The 23324-nt window shown below is 73.8% G+C and carries 19 protein-coding genes; 9 read left to right on the forward strand and 10 right to left on the reverse strand.

All coding sequences use genetic code 11. The annotated features are described in order from the left end of the window. Window positions 1-11: 11 nt before the first annotated feature. The 4 genes from ACFYZE_RS30155 to ACFYZE_RS30170 all read right to left on the reverse strand — a co-directional run bounded on the left by ACFYZE_RS30155 (window position 12) and on the right by ACFYZE_RS30170 (window position 7949). Window positions 12-4646 (reverse strand): hypothetical protein, encoded by a 4635-nt coding sequence (locus ACFYZE_RS30155; protein ID WP_389000861.1) that lies wholly within the window; start codon window positions 4644-4646, stop codon window positions 12-14. 53 nt (window positions 4647-4699) lie between these two features. Continuing rightward, window positions 4700-5578 (reverse strand): hypothetical protein, encoded by an 879-nt coding sequence (locus tag ACFYZE_RS30160; protein WP_389000864.1) that lies wholly within the window; start codon window positions 5576-5578, stop codon window positions 4700-4702. Between the two features lie 46 nt (window positions 5579-5624). Further along, window positions 5625-7151, reverse strand: coding sequence for a hypothetical protein (locus ACFYZE_RS30165; protein WP_389000867.1), 1527 nt, complete (start codon window positions 7149-7151; stop codon window positions 5625-5627). 87 nt (window positions 7152-7238) lie between these two features. Beyond that, complete coding sequence (locus ACFYZE_RS30170; RefSeq protein ID WP_389000870.1) at window positions 7239-7949, reverse strand: GntR family transcriptional regulator; 711 nt, start codon at window positions 7947-7949, stop codon at window positions 7239-7241. A 171-nt stretch (window positions 7950-8120) separates the two neighbouring features. Here ACFYZE_RS30170 and ACFYZE_RS30175 point away from each other — a divergent pair, with 171 nt between their 5' ends. The 5 genes from ACFYZE_RS30175 (at window position 8121) to ACFYZE_RS30195 (ending at window position 12611) form a co-directional block, all read left to right on the forward strand. Beyond that, window positions 8121-9440, forward strand: coding sequence for an MFS transporter (locus ACFYZE_RS30175; protein WP_389000873.1), 1320 nt, complete (start codon window positions 8121-8123; stop codon window positions 9438-9440). Continuing rightward, window positions 9437-10306 (forward strand): putative hydro-lyase, encoded by an 870-nt coding sequence (locus ACFYZE_RS30180; protein ID WP_389000876.1) that lies wholly within the window; start codon window positions 9437-9439, stop codon window positions 10304-10306. Before ACFYZE_RS30175 ends, ACFYZE_RS30180 begins: the two co-directional genes overlap by 4 nt. Window positions 10307-10378: 72 nt before the next feature. Beyond that, window positions 10379-11131, forward strand: coding sequence for a LamB/YcsF family protein (locus ACFYZE_RS30185; protein WP_389000879.1), 753 nt, complete (start codon window positions 10379-10381; stop codon window positions 11129-11131). Continuing rightward, a complete protein-coding gene (pxpB, locus tag ACFYZE_RS30190; protein WP_389000882.1) occupies window positions 11128-11742 on the forward strand; it encodes a 5-oxoprolinase subunit PxpB in 615 nt (204 codons plus the stop codon). Before ACFYZE_RS30185 ends, pxpB begins: the two co-directional genes overlap by 4 nt. After that, window positions 11742-12611, forward strand: coding sequence for a biotin-dependent carboxyltransferase family protein (locus ACFYZE_RS30195; protein WP_389000885.1), 870 nt, complete (start codon window positions 11742-11744; stop codon window positions 12609-12611). Before pxpB ends, ACFYZE_RS30195 begins: the two co-directional genes overlap by 1 nt. Before the next feature lie 9 nt (window positions 12612-12620). Here ACFYZE_RS30195 and ACFYZE_RS30200 read toward each other — a convergent pair whose 3' ends face one another. The 5 genes from ACFYZE_RS30200 to ACFYZE_RS30220 form a co-directional block, all read right to left on the reverse strand. After that, the gene (locus tag ACFYZE_RS30200) at window positions 12621-13475 is read right to left on the reverse strand and encodes an SGNH/GDSL hydrolase family protein (protein ID WP_389000888.1); all 855 of its coding nucleotides are present in this window, start codon (window positions 13473-13475) and stop codon (window positions 12621-12623) included. Continuing rightward, window positions 13472-14683 carry a glycosyltransferase gene (locus tag ACFYZE_RS30205; protein ID WP_389000891.1) on the reverse strand — a complete coding sequence of 404 codons (1212 nt, stop codon included), beginning with the start codon at window positions 14681-14683 and terminating at the stop codon, window positions 13472-13474. Before ACFYZE_RS30205 ends, ACFYZE_RS30200 begins: the two co-directional genes overlap by 4 nt. Further along, window positions 14680-15807 carry a glycosyltransferase family 4 protein gene (locus tag ACFYZE_RS30210; RefSeq protein WP_389000894.1) on the reverse strand — a complete coding sequence of 376 codons (1128 nt, stop codon included), beginning with the start codon at window positions 15805-15807 and terminating at the stop codon, window positions 14680-14682. The genes ACFYZE_RS30205 and ACFYZE_RS30210 overlap by 4 nt, the downstream gene beginning before the upstream one ends. Before the next feature lie 139 nt (window positions 15808-15946). Further along, complete coding sequence (locus ACFYZE_RS30215) at window positions 15947-17365, reverse strand: HEAT repeat domain-containing protein (RefSeq protein WP_389000897.1); 1419 nt, start codon at window positions 17363-17365, stop codon at window positions 15947-15949. A 300-nt stretch (window positions 17366-17665) separates the two neighbouring features. After that, complete coding sequence (locus ACFYZE_RS30220; RefSeq protein WP_389000899.1) at window positions 17666-18058, reverse strand: ankyrin repeat domain-containing protein; 393 nt, start codon at window positions 18056-18058, stop codon at window positions 17666-17668. Between the two features lie 301 nt (window positions 18059-18359). Between ACFYZE_RS30220 and ACFYZE_RS30225 the strand changes: the two genes are divergently transcribed. Continuing rightward, window positions 18360-18554: a hypothetical protein gene (locus ACFYZE_RS30225; RefSeq protein ID WP_263228856.1), complete on the forward strand. Its 195-nt coding sequence runs from the start codon at window positions 18360-18362 to the stop codon at window positions 18552-18554. Window positions 18555-18591: 37 nt separating this feature from the next. Continuing rightward, entirely contained in the window at window positions 18592-20235 is a 1644-nt protein-coding gene (locus tag ACFYZE_RS30230; RefSeq protein ID WP_389000902.1) for a hypothetical protein, read from the forward strand. 24 nt (window positions 20236-20259) lie between these two features. Here ACFYZE_RS30230 and ACFYZE_RS30235 read toward each other — a convergent pair whose 3' ends face one another. Beyond that, complete coding sequence (locus ACFYZE_RS30235; protein WP_389000905.1) at window positions 20260-21759, reverse strand: PLP-dependent aminotransferase family protein; 1500 nt, start codon at window positions 21757-21759, stop codon at window positions 20260-20262. Window positions 21760-21823: 64 nt separating this feature from the next. Between ACFYZE_RS30235 and ACFYZE_RS30240 the strand changes: the two genes are divergently transcribed. Further along, entirely contained in the window at window positions 21824-22549 is a 726-nt protein-coding gene (locus ACFYZE_RS30240) for a YitT family protein (RefSeq protein WP_389000908.1), read from the forward strand. Further along, the gene (locus ACFYZE_RS30245; RefSeq protein ID WP_389000911.1) at window positions 22546-23313 is read left to right on the forward strand and encodes a glycerophosphodiester phosphodiesterase; all 768 of its coding nucleotides are present in this window, start codon (window positions 22546-22548) and stop codon (window positions 23311-23313) included. The genes ACFYZE_RS30240 and ACFYZE_RS30245 overlap by 4 nt, the downstream gene beginning before the upstream one ends. Window positions 23314-23324: the final 11 nt, after the last annotated feature.

Below are 23324 nucleotides of genomic sequence, written 5' to 3' on the forward strand. Positions count from 1 at the left end.
CACGCGGGCAGTCACGCGGGCCGCTTGAACATCCGGGTCGCCGTGATCTCGCTGTGCACCGTCTCCCCGGCCTGGGGCTGCTGCGGCAGTCCCGGCCGGAGGTGTTCCTCCACCCGGATGTACTTCAGGCCCGCTCGCAGGTCGGCGTCGTTGCGCAGCCGGATGACCAGCGGGAACTCGGCGAGGGCGGTCGTGTCGAACAGGCCGGTGGTGTAGAGGAGTTGCACTCCGAGGGCGTCCGAGACGGCCCGCTGCAGCTCCAGCAGGTACGTGGCGTTGGCCCGTCCGATGGGGTTGTCAAGGAACAGCGTGCCGGCGTGACGGTGCTTGTCGCGGCCCCGGTCGTTCGAGCGCAGGGCGGCCATCGTGCAGTACAGCGCGATGGCGGCGGTGAGCAGCTGGCCGCCCGAGAAGACGTCTCCCATCTGCCCGACCGGCACCCGCTCGGCACGCAGCACCGCGTCCGGCTTGAGGATCTCGACGGCGACGCCCTTGGGCTGGAGTGCCGCGCTGACGCCGCGCAGGAGAAGGGACATGCCGTCGCGGCGCAGGTCGGAGTTCTTCTTGACGGCCGCACGGGTCGCCTCGTCGATGACCTCGCCCAGCCGTTCGATGAGCGTTGCCTGGTCGGGCTCCTCGAAGCGGATCCGCAGGAACTCCTGCCCCGACCACTCGCCGAGCCCCTCGGGCAGCCGGGACAGGCGCTGGGCAGAGCGCAGGGTCGCCAGCGCCGACTCCACGAGGCCGCGCAGCCGGTCCACGATGGAGTCCCGGTTGCGCTCCAGTTGCGCCAACTCGTCCGTCAGGACCCGGAGTCGGGGCGCGAAGGCCTCCGCCCAGCGCTGCGCGTGCTCCGGCAGCGCGGATGCGGGCAGTTCGCGGATCTGCTGGCGAGCGGGTGTACGGACCTGCTCGTACCGTGTGGAGTTGGCGTGCCGTACGAGCACATCGCTCGCCTCGCGTACGGCGGCCTCTGCGGCGGACAGGTCGGCGGCGCAGCCACGCAGGGAGCGGCGGGCCTCGGCGGCGGTCTTCCGGGCCTCCTCCAGGGTGCCCGGGTAGGGCTCCGGCTCCTCGTGTTCCTCCTCCGAGGCGTGTTCGCGCAGCAGGTCGCGGAGCATCGCGGCGATCTCGTCGAAGCCGCTCGCCGCGTCCTCGGCGGCCCTGTGGGCCTCCAGGAGTTCGGCATGGGCGTCGCGGGCCTGGTTCAGCGCCTCGGTGCGGGAGGCGAGTTCGGCCGTCGCGGTGCGCAGCAGGGCCTGGGCGTGCTCGGTGTCGCGCGGCACCAGCTCCTCGGGGAGTTCTGTGTGGGCCTCGCCGTTCTCGGGTGCGTGCCGCTCGGCCTCGCCGCGCAGTCGGCCGAGTTGCTCGCTGGCGGAGGACATCCGGGTCTCCAGGAGCTGCACCAGTTCCTCGGCGCGGGCGGCGGCGGCCTGCCGGGAGGGGCCGTCGGAGCCGTCCGGGGAGGCGAGGAGCTGTTCGGCGCGGGTGCGCACCTTGTTGCTGAGCCGGTCCAGCTCGGCGCGTGCGGCGGACTCGTCGCTCTCGGCCCGCGCCTGCTCGGCGCGCAGGTCGGCACCGACACCGACCTTCTCGTAGACCTGGGAGGCGGCCCGGTAGGCCTCGCGGAGGGCGGGCAGGGACGCCTTCGGCGCGTCCGTGTCGTCCTCCGGTACGTCGTCGGGGGCTCCCGCGATCTCCGAGCGCTCGGCGCGCAGCGCGCGCGCCGTGCGGCGGGCGTCGTCGGCGGCGCGCTGGGCGGCGCGCCGGTCCTCGTCGGCGGCGCGGGCCCGCTCCAGGCAGGCCTGGGCGCGGGCCTCGGCCTCGACCGCCTCGTCGGCGAGTTCACGCAGCTTGACCTGCCAGCCGGCGCGTTCACGCAGCCGGAACGCGAGTCCGGCGAGGGCGTCGGCGGCGCGACGGGCCTTCTGCGCGGCCTCCTGGCGCTCGTCGCGCACCTGGGCGGCCTCGGCGGCCGTCTCTTCGGTCTCGACTCGGGCCGTGCGTGCCTCGGCCAGTTCGGCCTCGGCCTCCTCTGCGAACGCGCGGGCGTCCCGGGCGGCTTGCGCCAGTTCGGTGAGCCGGCCCGCCGGGCATCCTGTGCGCCAGGAGGCGAGCCGGGCCGCGAGCTCACGGTCCTTGCCGAGCCGGGCCGCGAGCGTCCGGATCTCCTCGTCCCGCTCGGTGGCGCGGGCGCGCAGCGCCTGCCGCTCCTCGTCGGCGGCGTGCTCGTCGTGCATGGCCGGGTTCGGCGGGACGAGGAACACCTCACCGCTGTTGTCGCGCCCGTCGACGGGCGGGGTCGGGGCGAGCAGTGCGGCAGCGGTGCCGACGGCGACGGCGGAGCGGGGCAGCAGTGCGGCGTCGCTGAGCGCCTGACGGGCCCTGACGTGTGACTCGGGGTCGGTGATGATCACGCCGTCGACCAGCTCGGGCCGGGCCGTCAGCACGCGTGCGTGGTCTGCCGGGTCGACGGCCTGCGCCAGGTAGCGCCAGCCGGGCAGCGCGGGAATGCCGTGCTCGCCGAGGTACTCGACGGTGGCGAGCACGTCCGGGCCTGGGGGCAGCAGCCCGCCGTCGCCGAGGGCGCCGAGGATGCGCGCGTCGTCGGCCGCCGCTGTCCGCAGTTCGAAGAGCTGCCGCTCGGCGGAGGAGACGGAGTCGTCGACCAGTTCTCGCAGTTCGTCGGCGAAGCGGTCCAGTTCCTCGGCGGTGAGCGCGCCGTCCGGTGCCGTCGGGGCGTCGGCCTCGCCGGTGTCCTCGTCGCGCCGGGGCCCGGGGACCCGGGGACGTGCGCCGGTGCCGGACAGGCTCAGCAGCTCCGCCAGACGCTCCTCGGCCGCCAGCGCCTCGGCGGTGCGTCGCTCGGCCTCGTAGGCCCGCTCGGCGGCCGTGGCCGCGTCCGCGGCGCGGGCCGCCGTCAGCTCGGCCCGCGACTCGGCGGAGGCCGCCTCCCGCGCGTGCTCGGAGGCCCGCCGGGAGGCCTCACGTGCGATGTCCCAGGCGGCGACGGCGCTCTTCTCGGCGTCGCTCGCGGCGAGCGCCGCCCGCGCCGGGTCGGCATCGGGGGCGCTGTCGTCCAGCCAGCCCGCGCGCACGGCCTCGGCGGTCTCCTGCTCCACCTCGGTGAGCCGCTGGCGCAGATGCCCGGCCTCGCTGCGGGCGCGCTGCGCCTCGGTGGCGGCGGAGGTCGAGTCCCGGTAGGCGGACTCGCTCACCTCCTGCAGGGCGGCGGACCGCTCCTCCTCCTCGTTGGCGAGGGACTCGGCGCTCTCAGCGGCCGCGTGCAACGCCCGTACGAGGTCGACGGCGGCCTTGGCGCGGGCGGCGAGCGCGGGCGCGGCGTCCCGTTCGGCCTCCTGGATGGCGGCCGACACGCGCGCCACCCGGTCGGCGGCGGCACGGTGCCGCAGGACGGCCTCGGCGGCCTGCCACGCGGAGTAGAGCTGGCGGGCGTCGGCCAGTTCGCGCTTCTGCGCGGCGGCGGCCTTCTCGGCACCGGCGAGCGCCAGTGAGGCGTGGCGGTAGGCGAGTTCGGCCGCGATGAGCGCGCTGCGCTCGCGGGCGGTCTCGGCCTGGGTGACGGCGTGCGCGGCCGCGGTGACCTGCTCGGCGAGGTCGGCGGTGCGCATCCGCTCCTGCACCCCGCGCGCGGACAGGCGCCGCGCCAGCGTGCGTGTCCGCCGCTCGGCGCCCGCGTGGATGTCGCGCGCCCGCGAGCGGGCCTCGGCGGCGTCGACGATACGCCCGAGCAGGTCCACGGACCCGGCGGTGAAGTCCCGTTCGGCGATCAGCTCGGCCCGTCGGCCCAGCTTGTTGCCGAAACCGCCGACCAGGTCCGCGAGTCCGTCGGTGTCCCGGGTGTCGGTGACGGCGCGCAGCAGCAGGTCCGTGAAGTCGGAGTCCTTCTTGACCGCGAAGAGACCGGCGGCCTCACCTTCGTCCGCGTTCATCTCCCGCTGGTAGCGGAAGAGTTCGGGGTCCAGACCGAGGTCCGTCAGGTGCTCGTTCCAGCGGTCGTGGATCTCCTCCCAGTGCACCTCCAGGTGCGGGTAGACCTTGCCCGCCTCCATGAGGGCGTCCCGGAAGCCCTTCATGGTGCGGCGCCGCCCCCGCGCCCCGGAGGTGCCCTCGACGGGCGGCCGTACGGCGGTGGACTCGGCGACGGGCAGGTTGTCCAGGGTGAGTCCGGGGCCCGGGCGGAAGGAGTACCAGGCCTCGGCGAACTTCCGCGGATCGTTGGACACCTGGCGCCCACGCCACTCGCTGACCTTGCCGACGACGACGCACTCGCCGGTCTGCACGTGCTGCCACTCCAGGGCCACGTGTCCGCAGTCGTCGGCCAGCAGGAACTTGCGCAGCACTCCGGAGCTGGCGCCGCCGAGCGTGTTGCGGTGGCCCGGCAGCATCACGGAGAAGATCAGCTTCAGCAGGACGGACTTGCCGCCGCCGTTCTCCAGGAAGAGCACGCCCGCCGGGGCGGGCCTGCGCGGCGGCCCGGCGGGCTCCTCCTCGAAGAACTCCGCCTGGGTGGGCGCGGGTTCGGGCACCGGATCACCCACACCCCGCAGGTCCAGCACGGTGTCGGCGTAGCGCGCACCGGCCGGGCCGATGGAGTAGAGGCGGACCCGGGACAGCTCGTACATGGCGGCGGACTCTCGTCGTAAGTCTTGCTGGTGTGCGGAAAAGTGCGGGGTCTTCAGGAGTGGAAGGGCAGTGCGGCGTCGGCCACGAGCTCCAGGTCGTCGGTGTCCTCCGCGGGCAGCAGGGTCGCCGTGCCGTCGGTGACCGGGACGATGCCCAGCTCCAGTAGTTCGGCCATGGCGGCGCTGCCGGCCATGTCGCGCACCTGCAGCTGGTAGCGGGCCGTCGTGCGGTACGTGCCGCCGTTCTCGTCGCCCGTGCGCTGGAGGAATCCGGAGTCGGTGAGGAACGCGACGGCCTTCGCCACGATGCCGGTGGTCGAGGCTGCGGGGCGGCGCGCGTCCTTGGTGGCCCCGGTCGCGCTGCGTCTGGCCCAGACCCGCCAGGCGGCCTCCAGTCCGGGCGCGTCGGTGGCCGGGTCGGTGTTCTCCCCCTGCTCCTCGGCCTGCTCCTCCAGGCGGCGGCAGGCCTGGCGGACGAAGGCGTCGACGCCGTTGACCGTGACGCGCCCGATGTAGCCGTCGTCGGCGAGGTCCTCCGGGCGCGGGAACGCCAGGGCGGCGACGGCCAGATGGGCGAGCCCGTGCAGGAAGCGGTCGGCGGAGTCGGCCGACGTGCGACGCGCGTAGTCGCCCATGCGGACCGCGAACACCGAGTCCTCGGCCGCGGTCACGGCCATGCCCGCGCGCGGGGACACTTCCAGGACGATCAGGCCGAGCCCGGTGGCGACGGCGTCGGCGAGCCGCGCGAAAGGCGGGTCCTCGCGGTAGCGGCGCAGCAGGTCCGCGTACTCCTGGTCGCGTGCGGGCTGCAGCTTGGGCTGCAGGCCGAAGGCGACCAGCCGCGCCGCGTCGGCGGCGTCGGCGGGGGTGACGGCGCCGCTCACCGGCGTGGCGGCGGCGTCCGGCTCACTCCACTCGACGTGCTCGGTCACGGTTGGGGCTCCTTGGTGCGCTGGTGCTTGCTCGTGGTCATCGGCGTCACGCCGCTTCCGTCCGGTCCGCCGCCATGCCCGCCGCGTCCAGCAGGGCCGTGCCCACGATCAGGTCGGCCCCGCCGAACTCCGGGTCGTCCAGCTCCGTGCCGTCGTCCACCGCGAACAGCAGCTTCTCCTCTCCCTGCCGGTACGCCGTGCCGACCGGCGGGCTCGCCGCGTGCACGGCCAGCAGGGCGACGAGATAGGGCAGGTCGGGGTCCTTGCGGCGCGCCTCGGCCAGCAGCCCCGACAGCCTCCGTGGCGCGTCCGCCGGCAGGTCGAGCAGTTCCATGGCGGCAGCCATCTGTTCCTCGGTGAACCTGCTGTCGTCCGGTGTGGCGATCAGGTCCGGCTCGGGCATTTCTGCGCCCAGGTGCTCGCGCTCCACCGGAGGCGTCAGCAGCAGGTCGACCAGGTCCCCGACCCGCACGGAGAAGGGCGTACGCAGCCCCGTACCGTGCGCGAAGAAGGCGTCCGTGACACGGGTCGCCCGCTCCAGCGCCAGGGGCAGCACCGGCGCGACGAGATGCCCGTACAGGTCGATCCCCGATGTCGCCACGGGCGTGGCGAACGCCTGCCGGTCCTGCTCGGCGCGGAACAGCGGGCCCGCTTCCAGGAGCCGGGACTGCAGCTGGGTGTGCCGGCGGATGCAGTCCTTGACGATGTCGACCAGTTCGGCGGCGCGCCGCTTCTGCTCGGGGTCCTCGGACTCGTCACGGGCCTTGCGGATGTTGGTGAGGATCGCGTTCTCGTGGCGGTAGCGCTCGGCGACGTGGTCCAGGGCCTCGGTGATCATGTCGGGGACCGCGTTCAGCCAGTCCACCGCGCGGACGTTGCGCCGGGTGGCGTCCAGGGCCTTGCGCAGGGACTCCGAGTACTGCACGGTCCGGTAGCGCGCCTGCTCGGCGGCGAGCTGGGCGTCGGCGAGGCGGCCCCGGCTGATCAGCACCTCCAGCTTGACCTCGGCGGCGATCTGGGCGCTGGTGACATCGGTGTCCAGGGCGCCCACGAGGACGTTGACCGCCTCGTCCGTCGTCCGCAGGTAGACGCCTCCGCCGTAGCCCGGGACCTCCTCGATCAGCTTGAAGTCGTAGTCGCGGCGGACATATGTGCCGTCCGGGGCGAACGTGCCGTAGACGGCCCGGAAGCCGCGGTCGACGCTGCCGACGTTGATCAGGTTCTCCAGGACCCAGCGGGCCACGCGCTCGTGTTCGGCGGGCGGACGCTGCGGGGCCTGGGCGGCGATGCGCGGGATGAGGCGGGCGACTATCTGGTCGTGGTCCGCGCCCGTGTCGAAGTCCATGTTCAGCGTGACCAGGTCGATGGCGGCGAGTGCGATCTCCGCCATGCCGTACACCGAGTACTCACCCGCGAGGTTGGCCTTGCGCGCGTCCAGGTCGTGCAGCGGCGCGGTGCAGGCGAGCGCGCGCAGCCGCCGGGCCAGCCCTTCGTCGGCGGCCGGCCCCGAAGCGGGGCGCGGCCCCGTGCTGAACTGGGGCGGAACACGATCCGTCGATGCAGGCGAAGTCACGGTGCACAGATTAGGTCCTGGGTCTGACAACGACCCAAATCGCCGGGTGTGCTCCGGCGGCCGCGCCCGGCGGCGAGGCCGCCGCTGTCAAGCCCCGCGTCTCTGGGTGGTGGCGGCCACCCGGCGCCCGTACACCTCGACCAGGCCCGCTCTTGAGTCGTCGAGGTAGACCGCCAGGAGCTGCTCGGCGCTCTCGCGCTGCCCCGCCTGCAGGGTCCGGAGAATCTGTTCGTTGCGAGCCAGGTAGGGCTCGTGCAGTCGCCGCGGGTCCGCCACCACGTGGAACGCCAGGCGCAGTTCGGCGAAGACGCTGCGCATCAGTTCGTCCGTGCGTTCGCTTCCGGCGAGCGCCACCAGTTCACGGTGGAAGTGGATGTTGGCCGTCGAGACGCCTTTCCAGTCACCTTCACGCGCCGACCGCTGCCCCTCCGCGACCGCCGCCGCGAGGCCCTCCAGGGCGTACGGCGGCTGCCCCAGGCCCCGTACGACGGCGCACTCGACGAGCGTGCGGGTGCGGTAGATGTCCTCGACGTCGTCCACCGTCAGGACCCGTACGAAGACGCCCCGGTTCAACTCGTGGACGAGCAGCCTCTCGTGCGTGAGCAGCCGGAAGGCCTCGCGCAGCGTGTTGCGCGAGACGCCGAGCGCACCGCCGATGCCGTCCTCCGACAGCCGGGTGCCGGGCGGGAAGTAGCCCTCGGCGATACGGCTCCTGAGGACGTCCGACACCCGCTCGGCGGTGCTGGTGCGCCCGAGCAGCGCGCGGTCGTCGGCCAGTCCCGTCAGCTCCTCTGCCATGCCCGGAATTCAAGCGCAGAGACAAGGACGAGACAACATGGGTATTGAAGGATCGTTCAACGATCCTCTACCTTGCTGGGCACGGCACCGCTCCGCTCACCGTGGCGCCGCGGCCTCCGCACCGCACGGCTCATTCCGCAAGCACCCTCCGTCCCTCACTGCGAGGTGCCCATGAGCACGACTCCCCCCTCCCCTGCCCCGACCGCCGACGCCCGCTCCGGCCCCGGTGAACGCGACGCTGACGACGGCGCGTTGGGCTGGCTGCGCGCCCTCGGCCCGCGTGGCCGCCGTGCCTTCGCGGGCGCCTTCGGCGGCTATGCCCTTGACTCGTACGACTACTTCACGCTGCCGCTGAGCATGGTCGCGCTGGCCGCCCACTTCGGTCTGAACAGCGGCCAGACCGGCCTGTTCACCACGGTCACCCTGGTCGTCTCGGCGGTCGGCGGGGCCGTCGCGGGTGTGGTCGCCGACCGCGTCGGACGGGTGAAGGCCCTGATGATCACCGTGGTGACGTACGCCGTCTTCACGGTCGCCTGCGGCTTCGCTCCGACCTACGAGACTCTGCTGGTCTTCCGTGCCCTCCAGGGCCTCGGCTTCGGCGGCGAGTGGGCGGTCGGCGCGATCCTGGTCGCCGAGTACGCGAGCGCCCGGCACCGGGGCCGTACGCTCGGCGCGATCCAGAGCTCCTGGGCCGTCGGCTGGGCGCTGGCCGCGGTCGTCTACACCCTGGTCTTCTCGTTCCTGGGCGACGACCTGGCCTGGCGGGTGATGTTCTGGACCGGTGCGCTGCCCGCGCTGCTGGTGATCTGGATGCGCCGCCGGGTGCACGACGCCCCGGAGGCGACGGCCCAGCGCGAACGGAGCGCCGACAAGGGCTCGTTCACCGCGATCTTCAAGCCGGGCAGGGACGGGCGGCCCGGCCTGCTGCGCACGACGGTCTTCGCCGGGCTGCTCTCCACCGGTGTCCAGGGCGGCTACTACACACTGGCGACCTGGGTGCCGACGTACCTGAAGTCGGAGCGGGGCCTGTCGGTCGTCGGCACCGGCTCCTACCTGACGTTCCTGATCTCAGGGGCCTTCCTCGGTTACCTCACCGGCGGCCACCTCACCGACCGGCTCGGCCGCAGGCGCAACATCTGGCTCTTCGCCCTGCTGTCGGCGATCTGCATCCTGGCGTACGCGAACATCCCGAGCGGCGCCAACACCCTGCTCCTGGTGCTCGGTTTCCCGCTCGGGTTCTGCATGTCGGCCATCTTCAGCGGCTTCGGGTCGTACCTGAGCGAGCTGTACCCGACGGCGGTGCGCGGCACGGGACAGGGCTTCACCTACAACTCCGGTCGGGCGGTGGGCGCCGCCTTCCCGACCCTGGTGGGCTTCCTGGCCGACAGCTGGGGCGTGGGCGGTGCGCTCGTCTTCGGGGCGATCGGGTACGGGATCGCGGCTCTGGCGCTGCTGGGCCTGCCGGAGACGCGCGGGAAGGAGCTGCGGTGAGCCGCACGGAAGACCACTCCCTCACCCTCACGGAAAGCCACTCGCCGACCGGCACGGAAGACCGACCGCTGATCCTCGTCGACGAGCACGCGCACGCGTGGAGCGCGAAGGACGCCCGGGCCCGTGTACGGGAGGGCCTGAGCGGCCCCACCGCCGGGGTCGCCGCGGGCCACACCCAGGTCAACCTGATCTCGGTGCCGGCCGACTGGGCGTACGACACCCTGCTGTTCTGCCACCGCAACCCCAAGCCCTGTCCGGTCCTGGACGTCACCGACGCGGGCTCCCCCACGACGGTCCTCGCTGAGGGCGCCGACCTGCGGACCGATCTGCCGCGCTACCGGGTGTGGCGGGACGGGGAACTGGTGGACGAGCCGACCGACGTGCGCGCCCACTGGCGGGACGACCTGGTGTCGTTCCTCATCGGGTGCAGCTTCACCTTCGAATGGGCGCTCGACGAGGCGGGCGTGCCCCTGCGCCACATCGAGCAGGGCCGCAACGTCCCGATGTACATCACCACCCGCCCCTGCCGTCCGGCAGGGCGGCTGCACGGCCCCATGGTGGTGTCCATGCGCCCGGTCCCGCCACGGCACCTGCCCGCCGCGATTCGGGAGAGCAGTCTGCTCCCCGCGGTGCACGGCGCCCCCGTACACTGCGGCGATCCGTCGGCCCTCGGCATCGAGGACCTCGGCCGGCCCGATTTCGGCGACCCGGTGGACGCCGAACCCGACGACATCCCGGTGTTCTGGGCCTGCGGGGTGACCCCGCAGGCCGCGGTGATGGCCTCGCGCCCGCCGTTCGCCATCACCCACGCACCGGGGCAGATGTTCATCACCGACGCCCGCGACGACCAGTACCGCGTGGTCTGACGACGACCGGCACCGCGTCGCCCGACGGCGCCCGATACCGCGTCGCCCGATGGCGCCCGACCAGGAGGGACCATGATCGATCTGAACGCCGATCTCGGCGAGGGCTTCGGCCGCTGGCAGCTCACCGACGACGAGCGGCTCCTGTCGGTCGTCACGAGCGCCAACGTGGCCTGCGGGTTCCACGCGGGGGACGCGGCCACCATGCGCCGGGTGTGCGAACTGGCGGCCGAGCGCGGCGTACGGATCGGCGCCCAGGTTTCCTACCGCGACCTGGCCGGTTTCGGGCGGCGCTCGATGGATGTGCCGCCCGACGAACTGGCCGCCGAAGTGGCGTACCAGATCGGCGCGTTGGAGGTCTTCGCGCGTGCGGCCGGCTCCCGCGTCTCCTATGTGAAGCCTCACGGCGCGCTCTACAACCGGGTGGTCCACGACGAGCGGCAGGCCCAGGCGGTCGTCGACGGTGTGCTGCTCGCCGACGCCACGCTGCCGGTACTGGGGCTGCCCGGGTCGCGTTTCCTGGAGGTGGCCGGCAAGGCCGGGCTCCCGGTCGTCACCGAGGCGTTCGCGGACCGCGCCTACACCGAGGAGGGCACGCTGGTGCCGCGCGGCCGGGACGGGGCGGTGATCACCGACCCCGACACGGTCGTCGCGCGCTCGGTGGGCCTCGCCCGTGCCGGGACCGTGGCCGCCCACTCGGGGCGCGAGATCCCGGTGCGCGCACGCTCCCTGTGCCTGCACGGCGACACGCCGGGCGCGGTCGACCTGGCGCGCCGGGTGCGCGCCGAGCTGGAGGCCTGGGGCGTGCGTGTGGAGGCCTTCGCATGAGGGTGCTGCCCGTCGGGGACGAGGCGCTGCTGGTCGAGCTCTCCAGCGGCGACGAGGCACAGGCCCTGCACGCCGAGCTGCTGCGCCGTCGGGCCTGTGGTGAGCTGAGGGCGCGTGAGGTCGTCCCCGCGGCCCGCACCGTCCTCCTCGACGGCGTCGCCGAGCCCGCCCGGCTCGCGGCCCGGATCGCCGAGTGGGACATCCCGCCGGTCGCCACGCGCGCGGAGGAGCCGGTCGAGATCCCCGTACGGTACGACGGTCCCGATCTCCCGGAGGTGGCCGCGGCGTGGGGCGTATCGCGGCAAGAGGTGGCGCGGATCCACGCGACGGCCGAATTCCGGGTCGCCTTCTGCGGGTTCGCGCCGGGGTTCGGCTATCTCACCGGCCTGCCGGACCGGTATCGCGTGCCGCGCCGGGCCACCCCGCGCACGGCCGTCCCGGCGGGCTCGGTGGCGCTCGCGGGCCCGTACACCGGGGTCTACCCACGCTCGTCGCCGGGGGGCTGGCAGCTCATCGGCACGACCGACGCGGTGCTGTGGGACCACGCGCGCGTGCCGGCCGCGCTGCTCACCCCGGGCGTCAGCGTCCGCTTCGTCCCGGTGGGGTCCTGATGGCGGACCGTGCTCTCGTCGTCGTACGCGCCGGGCTGCTGACCACCGTGCAGGACCGGGGCCGGCCCGGCCACGCCCATCTCGGGGTGCCGCGTTCCGGGGCGCTCGACCCGCCCGCGGCCGCGCTCGTCAACCGGCTGGTCGGCAACCCACCGGAAGCCGCCGTCCTGGAGACCACGCTCAACGGCTGTGCGCTGCGCCCGCGTTCCGCGGTCACCGTGGCGGTCGGCGGCGCGCCCTGCGCGGTCGCCGTGGACGGCCGCCCCGCCCCGTGGGGAGCGCCGGTCCGCGTGCCGGGCGGGGCGCTGCTGGAGGTGGGGCCCGCACGGGCCGGAGTACGCGGCTACGTCGGTATCGCGGGCGGGGTGGCCGTGGAGCCGGTGCTCGGCAGCCGCTCCACCGACCTGCTCTCCGGGCTCGGCCCGCCGCCGCTCACGGACGGTGCCGTACTGCCCCTGGGGGTGCCGGTCGGCCCTCACGCGCGCGTGGACGCCGTTCCCCAGCCGGGTCCGCCGGCCGAGCTGGTACTGCGTGTGACGCTGGGGCCGCGCGCCGACTGGTTCACCCGGGACGCGCTCCGCACGCTCGTCACGGGCGGGTACCGGGTGTCCGCCGCGAGCAACCGCATCGGGCTGCGCACGGAAGGCCCCGCCCTGGAGCGTGCCCGGACCGGTGAACTGCCCAGTGAGGGCATGGTGCTGGGCGCGGTGCAGGTGCCGCCCGACGGCCGTCCGGTCGTCTTCCTGGCCGACCATCCGACCACCGGGGGGTACCCGGTGATCGCGGTCGTCCGCACCGCCGACCTCGCGGCCGCCGCCCAGGCGGCCCCGGGCACCCCCGTGCGGTTCACGGCCGTGAGCCGCCGGTAGGCGGGCCGCTCACGCCGCGTCCGGCTGCTCCGCGACCGACAGCGCGGCCAGCGCGGAGGCCACCGCGTGCGAGGCGGTCAGGTCCAGCCGGGCGCTGGTCCCCCTGGCCTTGTGACGGATCTCGGCGGCGGCCAGCGTGATCAGCTGCGGCAGCAGATCGGTGCACCGCCTGGCCACCCAGCCCGTCCCGGCGGTGGCCAGCCACCACAGGCTCGCCGAGCGGCTCGGCGCCGGAAACTCGGGTTCCACCGAGGGCACGGCACCGGTGGCGAGGCCAGCCTCGGCGAGCAGCGCGTGGAAGCGCTGGGCGAGCTGCCGGTGCCCGCGCTCCCCCGGATGCAGCCGGTCCGCGCTCCACATCGCGCGGTCGCTGATCCAGTCCCCGTCCGCCGCGTGCAGATGCACCGCCCCGTGCCGTTCGGACAGCGCGTGCACGACCGTGTTGACGGCCCGCTGCCGCCGCGCCAGGGGGCGCGCCAGTGCCCCGGGCAGCCGCAGCATCGTGCCCGGGTCGGGCAGGCAGGCCGTGAGCAGCACTGTGCCCTGAGCGCGGAACGCGGCGTACACCTGGTCGAGGCGGGATGCCACGGCGTGGATGTCGAAGGTGCAGCGCAGGGTGTCGTTGACGCCTATGACGACGGAGACGACGTCGGGGCGCAGGTCGAGCGCGGCCGGGGTCTGACGCTCCAGGACGTCCCGCGTCTGGGCGCCGCTGACGGCGAGGTTGGTGAACTCCGCGGGGCTGTCCGCCGGGGCGAGCCCGTCGGCGAGGAGCGCGGCCCACCCCCGCCAGGTGTCCCCGACGGGGTCGCCCACGCCTTCCGTCAGCGAGTCGCCGAGCGCGACGAACCCCAGGGGTCTCATCGCGCGCCCTCCGGGGCCGCCTCCCGCGGGCGGGCGTCACCGGCCGCCGCCGGGGCGTCGAACGGCAGGGCGTCGTGGGCCGCGAGGAACGCGTCGACCGCCGTCTTCCAGCCGAAGCACTCGGCACGCGCGCGTGCCGTCTCCCGGCGCTCGCACTCGGACCGCTCCATGAGCAGCTCCACCGCGTCGGCGAAGGCCTCACCGGTGTTCACGGCGGTCGCCCCGGCCGAGCCGATCACCTCGGGCAGCGCGGAGAGGGCGCTGGCCACCACGGGCGTGCCGCACGCCATCGCCTCCAGGGCGGCGAGCCCGAAGGTCTCGGCGGGTCCCGGGGCCAGGCACACGTCGGCCGTGGCCTGCAGCGCGCCGAGCAGGTCCCGGTCGGCGACGTGGCCGAGGAAGGTGACGGGCAGGCGCCGCTCCCCGGCCCGCTGTTCGAGCCGGGCGCGCAGCGGGCCGTCCCCGGCGACCACCAGCACCACGCGCCGTCCGCGGTGCAGCAGGGCCTCCAGGGCGTCCAGGGCCGTGCCGGGCTTCTTCTCCACGGACAGCCGGGAGCACAGGACGAGCAGCGTCTCGTCCCCGCGCGCGTACCGTGCGCGCAGCCCCGCGTCCCGCAGCGCCGGGTGCCGCTGATCGAGGTCGACGCCCAGCGGTGCCCGTACGACGTTGCGGGCGCCGATCCGCACGAACTCCCGCTCGGCGAACTCGGTGGTGCACACCACGCGCGCGTAGGTGTGCGCCGTACGGATGTTGAGGGCGTCGGCGGCGCGTCGGGACATGGTCTCGGACAGGCCCCAGGTGCGCAGGACTCCGTCGGCGGTCTCGTGGGAGACCATCACGGCGGGGATCCGGGCGCGCCGGGCCCACTTGCCGGTCCAGCGCAGGGTCGTGCGGTCGGAGACCTCGAGACGGTCGGGGTCCAGTTCCTCCAGGAGGGCGGCGACTCGGCGCTTGTCCACGAGAACGCGGTAGCCGCCGGTGCCGGGCAGCAGCGGCCCGGGCAGAGTGATCACCCGGCCCTGCTCGGTCGTCTCGTCGGTGTGGCGCTCGCCGGGCACGATGAGCACCGGCTCGTGCCCGGCCTCCTTGAAGCCCTTGCCCAGCTCGCGCAGCGCGGTGCGCAGACCGCCGGACGCCGGGGCGACGAAGTTGGCGAGCCGCACGATACGCAGCCCGGCGCCGGTCCGCTCGGTGGCGAAGCTCATGCCGCCACCACCGTCCTGCGCGCCGCGAGCACGTCCGCGTAGTGGCCGATGAGCTGGTCGCCGACGGCAGCCCAGGTGCGGCCCTCGACGAGGGTGCGCGCGGCGGCCCCGTAGGCGGCCCGCAGCGCCGGGTCGGCGACCAGGGACCACACGGCGTCCCGGAAGGCGGCCGCGTCCCCGGGCGGCACGAGCAGTCCCGTGCGGCCTTGGGCCACCAGGTCGAGCGGGCCGCCCGCGGCGGGCGCGACGACCGGCACGCCGCTCGCCATGGCCTCCTGCACGGTCTGGCAGAACGTCTCGAAGGGGCCGGTGTGCACGAAGACGTCCAGCGAGGCGAAGATCCGGGCGAGTTCGTCGCCGGTTCGGCGGCCCAGGAAGGCAGCGCCGGGCAGGGCGGCGCGCAGCGTGGTCTCGCTCGGCCCGTCGCCCACGACGACGACGCGTACGCCGTCAAGACCACAGGCGCCGGCGAGCAGTTCGACGTGCTTCTCGGGGGCGAGCCGGCCGACGTAGCCGACGATCAGCTCACCGTTCGGGGCGAGTTCCCGGCGGATCGCCTCGTCCCGCAGGTCTGGCCGGAAACGGACTGTGTCGACGCCGCGCGGCCACAGCTGCACCCGGGGCACCCCGTGTGCCTCCAGGTCGTGCAGGGCCGCGCTGGAGGGCGCGAGGGTCCGGTCCGCGGCGGCGTGCACGGAGCGGATGCGCCGCCAGGCCGCTGCCTCGCCGGCGCCCATGTAGGTGCGGGCGTAGCCGGCGAGGTCGGTCTGGTAGATGGCGACGGCGGGGATGCCGAGCCGGGCGGCGGCCGCCATGCCGCGGACGCCGAGGATGAAGGGACTGGCCAGGTGGACGATGTCGGCGCGGTGTTCGGTGATGGCCGCGGCGACGCGTCGGCTGGGGAGTGCCACGCGCACCTGGGGGTAGCCGGGGAGCGGTAGGGAGGGGACACGGACGACGGGGCACGGCGCCAGGGCGTCGGGCCCGGTGCCGGCTGCTGTGGCCGGAGCGACGACGAGGGGAGCATGACCGCGATCGACGAGGTGCCGGGCGGTCTGCAGCGCGCAGTGGGCCACGCCGTTCACATCGGGGGGAAAGGATTCGGTCACGATGACGACACGCATACCCGTGTTCTCGCCGCGCCGGACGTGGCCGCGTCAACGTCGATCTTTCCGGCCGGGGAACGTCCCATGAGCGTTGAGCTGCACAGCCGGGCAGGTCCTCCCGTGTCCACGCACTCCTGACATGCGGGTCACCGGATGTTCACACGGCCGGCATGTCGGGCCCGATCCGGCTGCGTACGGCGGTCTGCACCTCGGCCTCCTCGGCGGGATCCGCGGCGAGCCGGCGCAGCCGCTCCACGACGCGGGCGTCTCCCGTCTCGGCGTGCCGTGCGGCGATCTCGCGGGTGGACTCCTCGCAGTCCCAGAGGCATTCGACGGCGAACCCCGAGGCGAAGGAGGGGTCGGTTGCGGCCAGCGCGCGGGCGGCTCGCCCTCGGAGATGGGAGGACGCGGTCTCGCGGTAGACATGGCGCAGGACGGGTGCGGCGCAGGCGATGCCGAGCCGTCCGGCGCCGTCGACGAGGGTCCACAGCGTCGGCGCGTCGGGGCCCTCGCCCCGAACCGCCTCCCGGAGCGCCTCGAGGACCAGGTCGCTGTCCTGGGCACCACCACGGCAGGCGAGCATGCGCCCGGCTGCGGCCCCCAGGGCGTCGGGCCGGCGGGCCCAGCCCCGGGCCCGGTCCACGGCGGCGATACTGCGCATGCGTTCGAAGGCGTCCACGGCCGCGTCGACGACGAACACGGAACCCGTGATCACGGCATCCTCGATGAGCTCGAGGGCGTCCGGATCGTTGCTGTCGGCGAGGTACCGCAGGGCCGTCGAGCGGGCTCCGTCACCGCCTGAGCGGGCGGCCTCGACGATCTCGGCGCGGTCCTCGGGACCGGCTACGGCGGTGAGGCAGCGCGCGGCGGGCACGTGCAGCGCGGCACCGCGTTCGATGCCCTGCTGCGCCCAGTCGAAGACGGCCTGCACGCTCCACCCCGGGCGAGGCCCCTGGGGCCGCAGTTGCCGCTGCCAGCGGTCGAAACAGCCGGCCTCCTGTGCGGCACGCACGCGTGAGGCGATGGATTCGCGGGGGTCGTCGGCCCACAGCCGCCAGGGCCGTGGTTCGAAGGCGTCCCTGACGACGGCGGCGAGTTCGGCCTCGCCCTCGGGGTCGGCAGGGAAGCGGGCCAGGACGGGAGCGGCCAGGGCGCGCAGGCCCGCGTCGTCGTCGCGCAGGGCGAGCTCGTCCAGGGCCCAGGCCCAGTTGGAGCCCGAGGCGGCGTACCTGCGCAGCAGTTGGAGCGCGTCGCGCCTGCCGTACGAGGCGAGGTGCCCGAGGACGGCGAGCGCGAGTCCGGTGCGGCACTCGTCCGCGTCAAGGACGTCCTCGGCGCTGAACAGGTGCGCCTCGATGGCGTCCAACTCGCCGCCCAGGTCGAGGTAGAGCCGGGCGTAGTACAGGGAGCGGTTCTCCACCTGCCAGTCGTGGCGGGGGTCGCGCAGCACACAGTGGTCGAGGGCCGCGAGCGCCTCGGCGCGGGGGGCGGTGAGCGCGTGCAGTGTGCCGTCGCCGCGGCCCCTCTGGAGCAGGCCGAGCAGCGTACCGCTGGGCGCTATGACCGGTTCGAACATGGGAAACAGCCTCACATCAAGCGTCGACGCAACCGGGGGACACGCATCACCTGGCCGCGTGACAACACGTCGGGGCGCCCGCCGTCTCTTGCTTGCTGAAGACCATCTTCCTCTGCCTCTCGTTGGTGGCCCGTGGGGACCGATCACGGTCCGCGCGGTGCGGCATCACCTGCCCGGCCGTCGCGTCCGTGAATCACGACGTCATGATGACCCGGGCTCTCGCGCTGCCGCGACCTTATTTCGGGCGGTCCGGTACCGCCTCCCCCGTTTTCGTCGTTTCCGCTGGTCAGTGTGTTCGGATCAGTGTGCGCCGAACAGTTCGAGCAAATCCGTCTTGCCGAACATCTTGGCGGTGTCGATCGCCGAGGGCGTCCCCGCGGCCGGGTCGGCGCCGCCGTCCAGCAGTGCCCGGATGACCTCGGCCTCACCCTTGAAGACGGCTCCGGCGAGCGGTGTCTGGCCTCGGTCGTTGGCCCGGTCGGCCTCCGCGCCGCGCTCGAGCAGGGCCCGGACGGCGTCGGCGTGGCCGTGGTAGGCGGCGAGCATCACCAGGGTGTCGCCGCGGTCGTTGGTGAGGTTGGCCGGAACGCCCGCGTCGACGTATGCCGCGAGCGTCTCGGTCTCGCCTCGGCGCGCCAGATCGAAGATCTTGGTCGCGAGCTCCACGACCTCGGGGTCGGGGGCTTCACTCATCGGCCGGACCGCCTCTCCACTACGACTTCTGGTACTGATGCACCAAGGGTGCCTGGGCTGGTGCCCCGTACGGGTGAATCGCCAGCGTACTGGCTTCCGCGTCACATGACCGGCACCGTATGCGGCAAAGATCACGACGAGGCCCGCGGCAGGCGCCGGGGCTGGTCAAGGGATCAGGGCGACTCCGCCGACCGAAGGAAATCCGGCGAATTTCACCCAGTTGCACCTTTTATCGTATGGATACATTCTGTGAACCTGGAAGGACTCATGGTGACTGTCCCCGTGAACCAGGAGAGAGCAAATGATTCTGAACATCTCGGGTGTCCTGCTGCTCGGCACCATCGTCTTCCTGTTCTGCCGCAAGGACGGCCTCAAGGGCCGGCACGCGATGACCTGCGGGCTCTTCGGGTTCTACCTCTCGAGCACCGCCATCGCGCCGAGCATCAAGGCCGGCGGTGCGAGTCTCGCGGGCCTCCTGGGCGGGATCAATTTCTGAACCGGCCCCCATCCGCACACACCCCCAGGAGAACGACGTGGCTCGGCGTCCCCTCCCCCGCATTCTGAGCAACGGCGGCGACCGGATCGCCCGCAGCCGGGAGCTGGCGCGGGCGGCGGCCGGCGGCGCCACCGACGTCCTCCACCCGCTGATCACCATCACGCGCGGCCTGCGCCGGCTGGCCGCGGCCGGGCGGCGCAGGTGGGCGGACACGCCGAAGGACGGGCGCGGACCACTGCTCTTCCTGGTGGCCTCGGTGATCCTGGTCGTGGCGCTGGTGCCGTACGGGCCGCTGCTCGCCGCCATCACGTTGATGGCGGCGTCGGCCTGGAAGGGCCGGGAAAGCGGGTCGCCGACGCCCCCGGGCCCGGACCCCGAGCAGACCAAGCGGCTGGGCGCTCTGTACGAGGCTCTGGTGCCGTACTTCTCGGCCGCCGAGGACCCGGCTCCGCTGTACGCGCACGGTGGGGACTTCACCCGGGCGTTCTCCTCCTGCGAGTTCGACGGCACCGGCCGCATCTCCCGCCTCCGCATCCGGTACCCCGCTTACTTCACCGACGGTGAGCCCGCATCACGGGCCCGGATCGAGCGGGTCCTGCGCGCCAAGTCGGGCCGGGAGCGCGAATACCACTTCGCCTGGGACGAAGAGGGCAACGAACTGACGGTCACCGTGCTGCCTCCCCTGCCCACCGACATCGCCGCGCAGCGGTTCGTGACCGCCCCGGGAGAGACGGTCCTCGGCTTCACCGACCCCACCGGCGTCCAGCGCACGCTCCCCCTCACCCACGGCGAGGAGCGACGCGACGTGCCTCCGGTGCTGTGGCGCACCGGCCCGCGGTGCACCGAGCCGCACCTACTGATCGCGGGCACACCCGGCGGCGGCACGACGACGCTGGTGCGCTCCATCGCCCTGCAGGCGCTGCAGCACGGGGACGTGCTGATCGTCGAGGGCTGCGGCACCGGGGAGTACGCGTTCCTGACGGGGCGGGACGGGGTGCTGGCGGTGGAGTCCGGGCTCGCGGGGGCGGCGGCGAGCCTGGAGTGGGCGACCCACGAGACGGAGCGGCGGCTGATCGCCGCCAACCGCGCCCGGCAGGCCGGGCACCCCCCGCCGGACGACGTCAGGCGCCCGCTGTGGATTCTGCTGGACCGGCCGACCGTCCTCGGGCCTCTCGCCGCCGCCGACGGACGCGCCGATCCCCAGGGCCTGCTCCAGGTGCCGCTGCGGCACGGCCGGCCGGCGAACGTCACGGTCGTGGTCGCCGAGCAGGTGGACGCCCTGGACGGCCTGACCGAGACGGTCCTGCAGCACACCCGCGCCCGCGTGGCGCTCGGCCCGGCGACCCCCGCCGAGCTGGAAGCGGTACTCGGCGCGCCGCCGCACACCACCCCGGTCGAGGATGTGCCGCCCGGCCGCGGTTACGCCCGCCTGGGCTCGGGTCCGGTCCACCGCCTCCAGGTACCGGCCACCCCGGACCCGTACGACGACACCGCCGCCGAACAGCATCGACAGGCGGTCCTCGCCCTGCTGCCCCGCCGCAGCGAACCGATCGCTCCCAGCCCACCGATCGAGCCGGGCGCACCGATCGCCCCCAGCGCTGCCATCGACCTCGACAAGTCGGCCGACCGCAGCGCACCGGTCGAGTCGGTCCCGACGGAGGCGCTGGCCGTGGAGGGCTGACCGCAGCGCGTACCGGACCTCTGATCAGGCCACGAACGTCCGCGGTGCCTCCGCCGGCCCGGACGCGCCCGTCTGGACCAGGCGGGCCGCGGCCGCCAGACGCACCGCCGCCTCCTCCGCCACCGCGCCGCCCACCGTGAAGGGCAGTCGCACATAGCCCTCGAACGCCCCGTCCACGCCGAAGCGCGGCCCAGACGGAACGCGGACACCGACCCGTTCCCCGGCCTCCGCGAGACGGGAGCCCGACAGGCCGCCTGTGCGCACCCACAGCGTCAGGCCGCCCCGGGGCACCGAGAACTCCCACGTCGGCAGCTCCTTGCGCACCGCGGCGACCAGGGCGTCCCGGTTCTCCCGGGCCTGGCCGCGCCGCAGGTCCACCGCCTGCTCCCAGCCGCCCGTGCTCAGCAGCCAGTTCACGGCCAGCTGCTCGAGGACCGGAGTGCCCAGGTCGGCGTAGGCGCGGGCCGCGACCAGGCTGCGGATGACATCGGGGGCGGCCCGCACCCACCCGATGCGCATGCCCGCCCAGAACGCCTTGCTCGCCGAGCCGACGGTGATGACGGTCGAGCCCGCCGGGTCGAAGGTGCTCACCGGGCGCGGCATCTCGAGCCCCTCCTCCAGGTGCAGCTCGCTCATCGTCTCGTCGACGACCAGGACCGTCCCGGCGGAGCGGGCCGCCTCCACCAGGCGGCGGCGCTGGTCCTCGTCGGCGAGCGCGCCCGTCGGGTTGTGGAAGTCGGCGACGACGTAGGCGAGCCGCGGTGCGGCCTCGCGCAGCACCTGGCGCCAGCGGTCCAGGTCCCAGCCGCGGAGCCCGTCGGCCATGGCGACGGGGACGAGCCGGGCGCCCGCCTCCCGCATCAGCTGGAGGATGTTGGCGTACGACGGCGACTCGACGGCGATGCGCTCACCGCGCCCGGCGAACAGGTGGCAGATCGCGTCGATCGCACCCATGGCGCCGGTGGTCACCATGATCTGCTCGGGCATGGTCGGGATGCCGCGCGCCGTGTAGCGGTCGGCGAGCATGGACCGCAGCGCGGGCAGGCCTGCCGGGTAGTCGCCGTGCGTGTGCGCGTACGGCGGCAGTTCCTCCAGAGCACCCTGCACGGCACGGGTGAGCCAGGGCTCGGGCGCGGGCAGTGCCGCACAGCCCAGGTCGATCATCGAGCCGAGCGCCTCGGGCGGGAGGGGTTCCAGGCCGCGCGCCGGCAGCGGATTCCCGGCCGGAACGGCGGTCCAGCTGCCCGCTCCGCGGCGGGACTCCAGGAACCCCTCGGTGCGCAGCGCCTCGTACGCGGCCGCGACCGTGGTACGGCTCACCGACAGGGCGAGCGCCAGCTCCCGCTCGGCGGGCAGCCGGGCGGCGACCGGTACCCGGCCCTCCAGCACGAGCAACCGGATGCCGTCCGCGAGCGCCCGATAGGCGGGCGGACGCCGGCTGCCGGGGCCCGCGGGACGGTCCTGCTGGGAGGTGAGCAGCCGGGCCAGCTGTGCCGCGCCCACCGCCGAGGTCCAATGCGCCATGATTCCCAGTCCACCTTCCCGGAATTGGCCATGGATGGCTTCGCATTCCAAGCCACAGAGTGACATGCGCCAGGCCACTACCACCACAGGGGGGCACGTTTTGTCTGCCGACTCGCCGAGCGAACCGTCCATTGACAAGTCCATGAGGAGTCGTCCCGGGCGGCGGCTCCTCCAGCTCTACGCCGGTCTCGCACTCTACGGCGCGAGCTCCGCCCTCCTGGTCAAGGCGGGCCTCGGCCTGGAGCCGTGGAACGTCCTGCACCAGGGTCTGTCCGAGCTCACCGGTCTCAGCATGGGTGTCGTACTGACGATCGTGGGAGCGACCGTCCTGCTGCTGTGGATCCCGCTGAGGCAGCGTCCGGGACTCGGCACCGTCTCCAACGTCCTGGTGATCGGTTTCGCCATGGACGCCACCCTGGCCGTGCTCCCCGAAGTGCACTCCCTGGCCGTCCGCGTGCCCCTCCTGGTCGCGGGCGTGGCGCTGAACGGCGTGGCGACCGGCCTCTACATCGCCGCCGACTTCGGTCCCGGCCCGCGTGACGGCCTGATGACCGGACTGCACCGGCGCACGGGCCGCTCGATCCGGCTCATCCGCACGGCCGTGGAGATCACCGTCGTCGCGACCGGCTTCGCCCTCGGCGGCACCGTCGGGGTCGGCACCGTCGTGTACGCGCTGTCCATCGGACCGCTCGCCCAGTTCTTCCTGCGCGTGTTCGCCGCCCCCGCGGCATCGGGGCGCAGCACGGTCGTTGCCGCCGGGCAACCGGAGCGCGCGATACTGCGTCAGTGACCACCCTCATACGCCACCCGTACCTCGACCATCCGGGCCCGATCGCCTTCGCCCACCGGGGCGGGGCGGCCCACGGCCTGGAGAACACCATGGCGCAGTTCCGGCGCGCGGTGGCGGCGGGCTACCGCTACATCGAGACGGACGTGCACGCCACGGCCGACGGAAAGCTGGTGGCCTTCCACGACGCGACCCTGGACCGGGTGACCGACGGCGCGGGCCGGATAGCGGACCTGCCCTGGGAGGACGTGCGGCACGCGCGCGTGGCGGGCAGCGAGCCGGTGCCCCTCTTCGAGGACGCGCTGGAGGAGTTCCCGGAGGTGCGCTGGAACGTGGACGTCAAGACGGAGCCCGCGCTGCGACCCCTGCTGGACCTCGTCGAGCGCACCGACTCCTGGGACCGGATCTGCGTCGGATCGTTCTCCGAGGCACGCGTGGTGCGCGCCCAGCGCCTGGCCGGACCGCGCCTGGCGACGTCCTACGGCACCCGCGGCGTCCTCAACCTGCGCCTGCGCTCCTGGGGCATTCCGACGGCGGTGCGCCGCTCGGCGGTCGCCGCCCAGGTGCCGGAGTCCCAGTCGGGCGTCCCCGTGGTCGACCACCGCTTCGTGCGCACCGCCCACGCGCTCGGACTGCAGGTGCACGTGTGGACGATCAACGAACCCGATCGCATGCACCGGCTCCTGGACCTGGGAGTGGATGGCATCATGACCGATCACATCGACACACTGCGCAAGGTCCTCGAAGAACGGGGCACCTGGGTCTGAACGCCCCGCGC

This window comes from Streptomyces sp. NPDC001796 (genome assembly GCF_042892355.1).
Taxonomy (GTDB): domain Bacteria; phylum Actinomycetota; class Actinomycetes; order Streptomycetales; family Streptomycetaceae; genus Streptomyces.

What these genes read in the sequence shown, in the direction of transcription:
- ACFYZE_RS30155 (WP_389000861.1), bottom strand. Translation starts at nt 4,646, where the DNA reads ATGTACGAGCTGTCCCGGGTCCGCCTCTACTCCATCGGCCCGGCCGGT.
- ACFYZE_RS30170 (WP_389000870.1), bottom strand. Translation starts at nt 7,949, where the DNA reads ATGGCAGAGGAGCTGACGGGACTGGCCGACGACCGCGCGCTGCTCGGG.
- ACFYZE_RS30175 (WP_389000873.1), top strand. Translation starts at nt 8,121, where the DNA reads ATGAGCACGACTCCCCCCTCCCCTGCCCCGACCGCCGACGCCCGCTCC.
- ACFYZE_RS30185 (WP_389000879.1), top strand. Translation starts at nt 10,379, where the DNA reads ATGATCGATCTGAACGCCGATCTCGGCGAGGGCTTCGGCCGCTGGCAG.
- pxpB (WP_389000882.1), top strand. Translation starts at nt 11,128, where the DNA reads ATGAGGGTGCTGCCCGTCGGGGACGAGGCGCTGCTGGTCGAGCTCTCC.
- ACFYZE_RS30195 (WP_389000885.1), top strand. Translation starts at nt 11,742, where the DNA reads ATGGCGGACCGTGCTCTCGTCGTCGTACGCGCCGGGCTGCTGACCACC.
- ACFYZE_RS30200 (WP_389000888.1), bottom strand. Translation starts at nt 13,475, where the DNA reads ATGAGACCCCTGGGGTTCGTCGCGCTCGGCGACTCGCTGACGGAAGGC.
- ACFYZE_RS30205 (WP_389000891.1), bottom strand. Translation starts at nt 14,683, where the DNA reads ATGAGCTTCGCCACCGAGCGGACCGGCGCCGGGCTGCGTATCGTGCGG.
- ACFYZE_RS30210 (WP_389000894.1), bottom strand. Translation starts at nt 15,807, where the DNA reads ATGCGTGTCGTCATCGTGACCGAATCCTTTCCCCCCGATGTGAACGGC.
- ACFYZE_RS30215 (WP_389000897.1), bottom strand. Translation starts at nt 17,365, where the DNA reads ATGTTCGAACCGGTCATAGCGCCCAGCGGTACGCTGCTCGGCCTGCTC.
- ACFYZE_RS30220 (WP_389000899.1), bottom strand. Translation starts at nt 18,058, where the DNA reads ATGAGTGAAGCCCCCGACCCCGAGGTCGTGGAGCTCGCGACCAAGATC.
- ACFYZE_RS30225 (WP_263228856.1), top strand. Translation starts at nt 18,360, where the DNA reads ATGATTCTGAACATCTCGGGTGTCCTGCTGCTCGGCACCATCGTCTTC.
- ACFYZE_RS30235 (WP_389000905.1), bottom strand. Translation starts at nt 21,759, where the DNA reads ATGGCGCATTGGACCTCGGCGGTGGGCGCGGCACAGCTGGCCCGGCTG.
- ACFYZE_RS30240 (WP_389000908.1), top strand. Translation starts at nt 21,824, where the DNA reads ATGCGCCAGGCCACTACCACCACAGGGGGGCACGTTTTGTCTGCCGAC.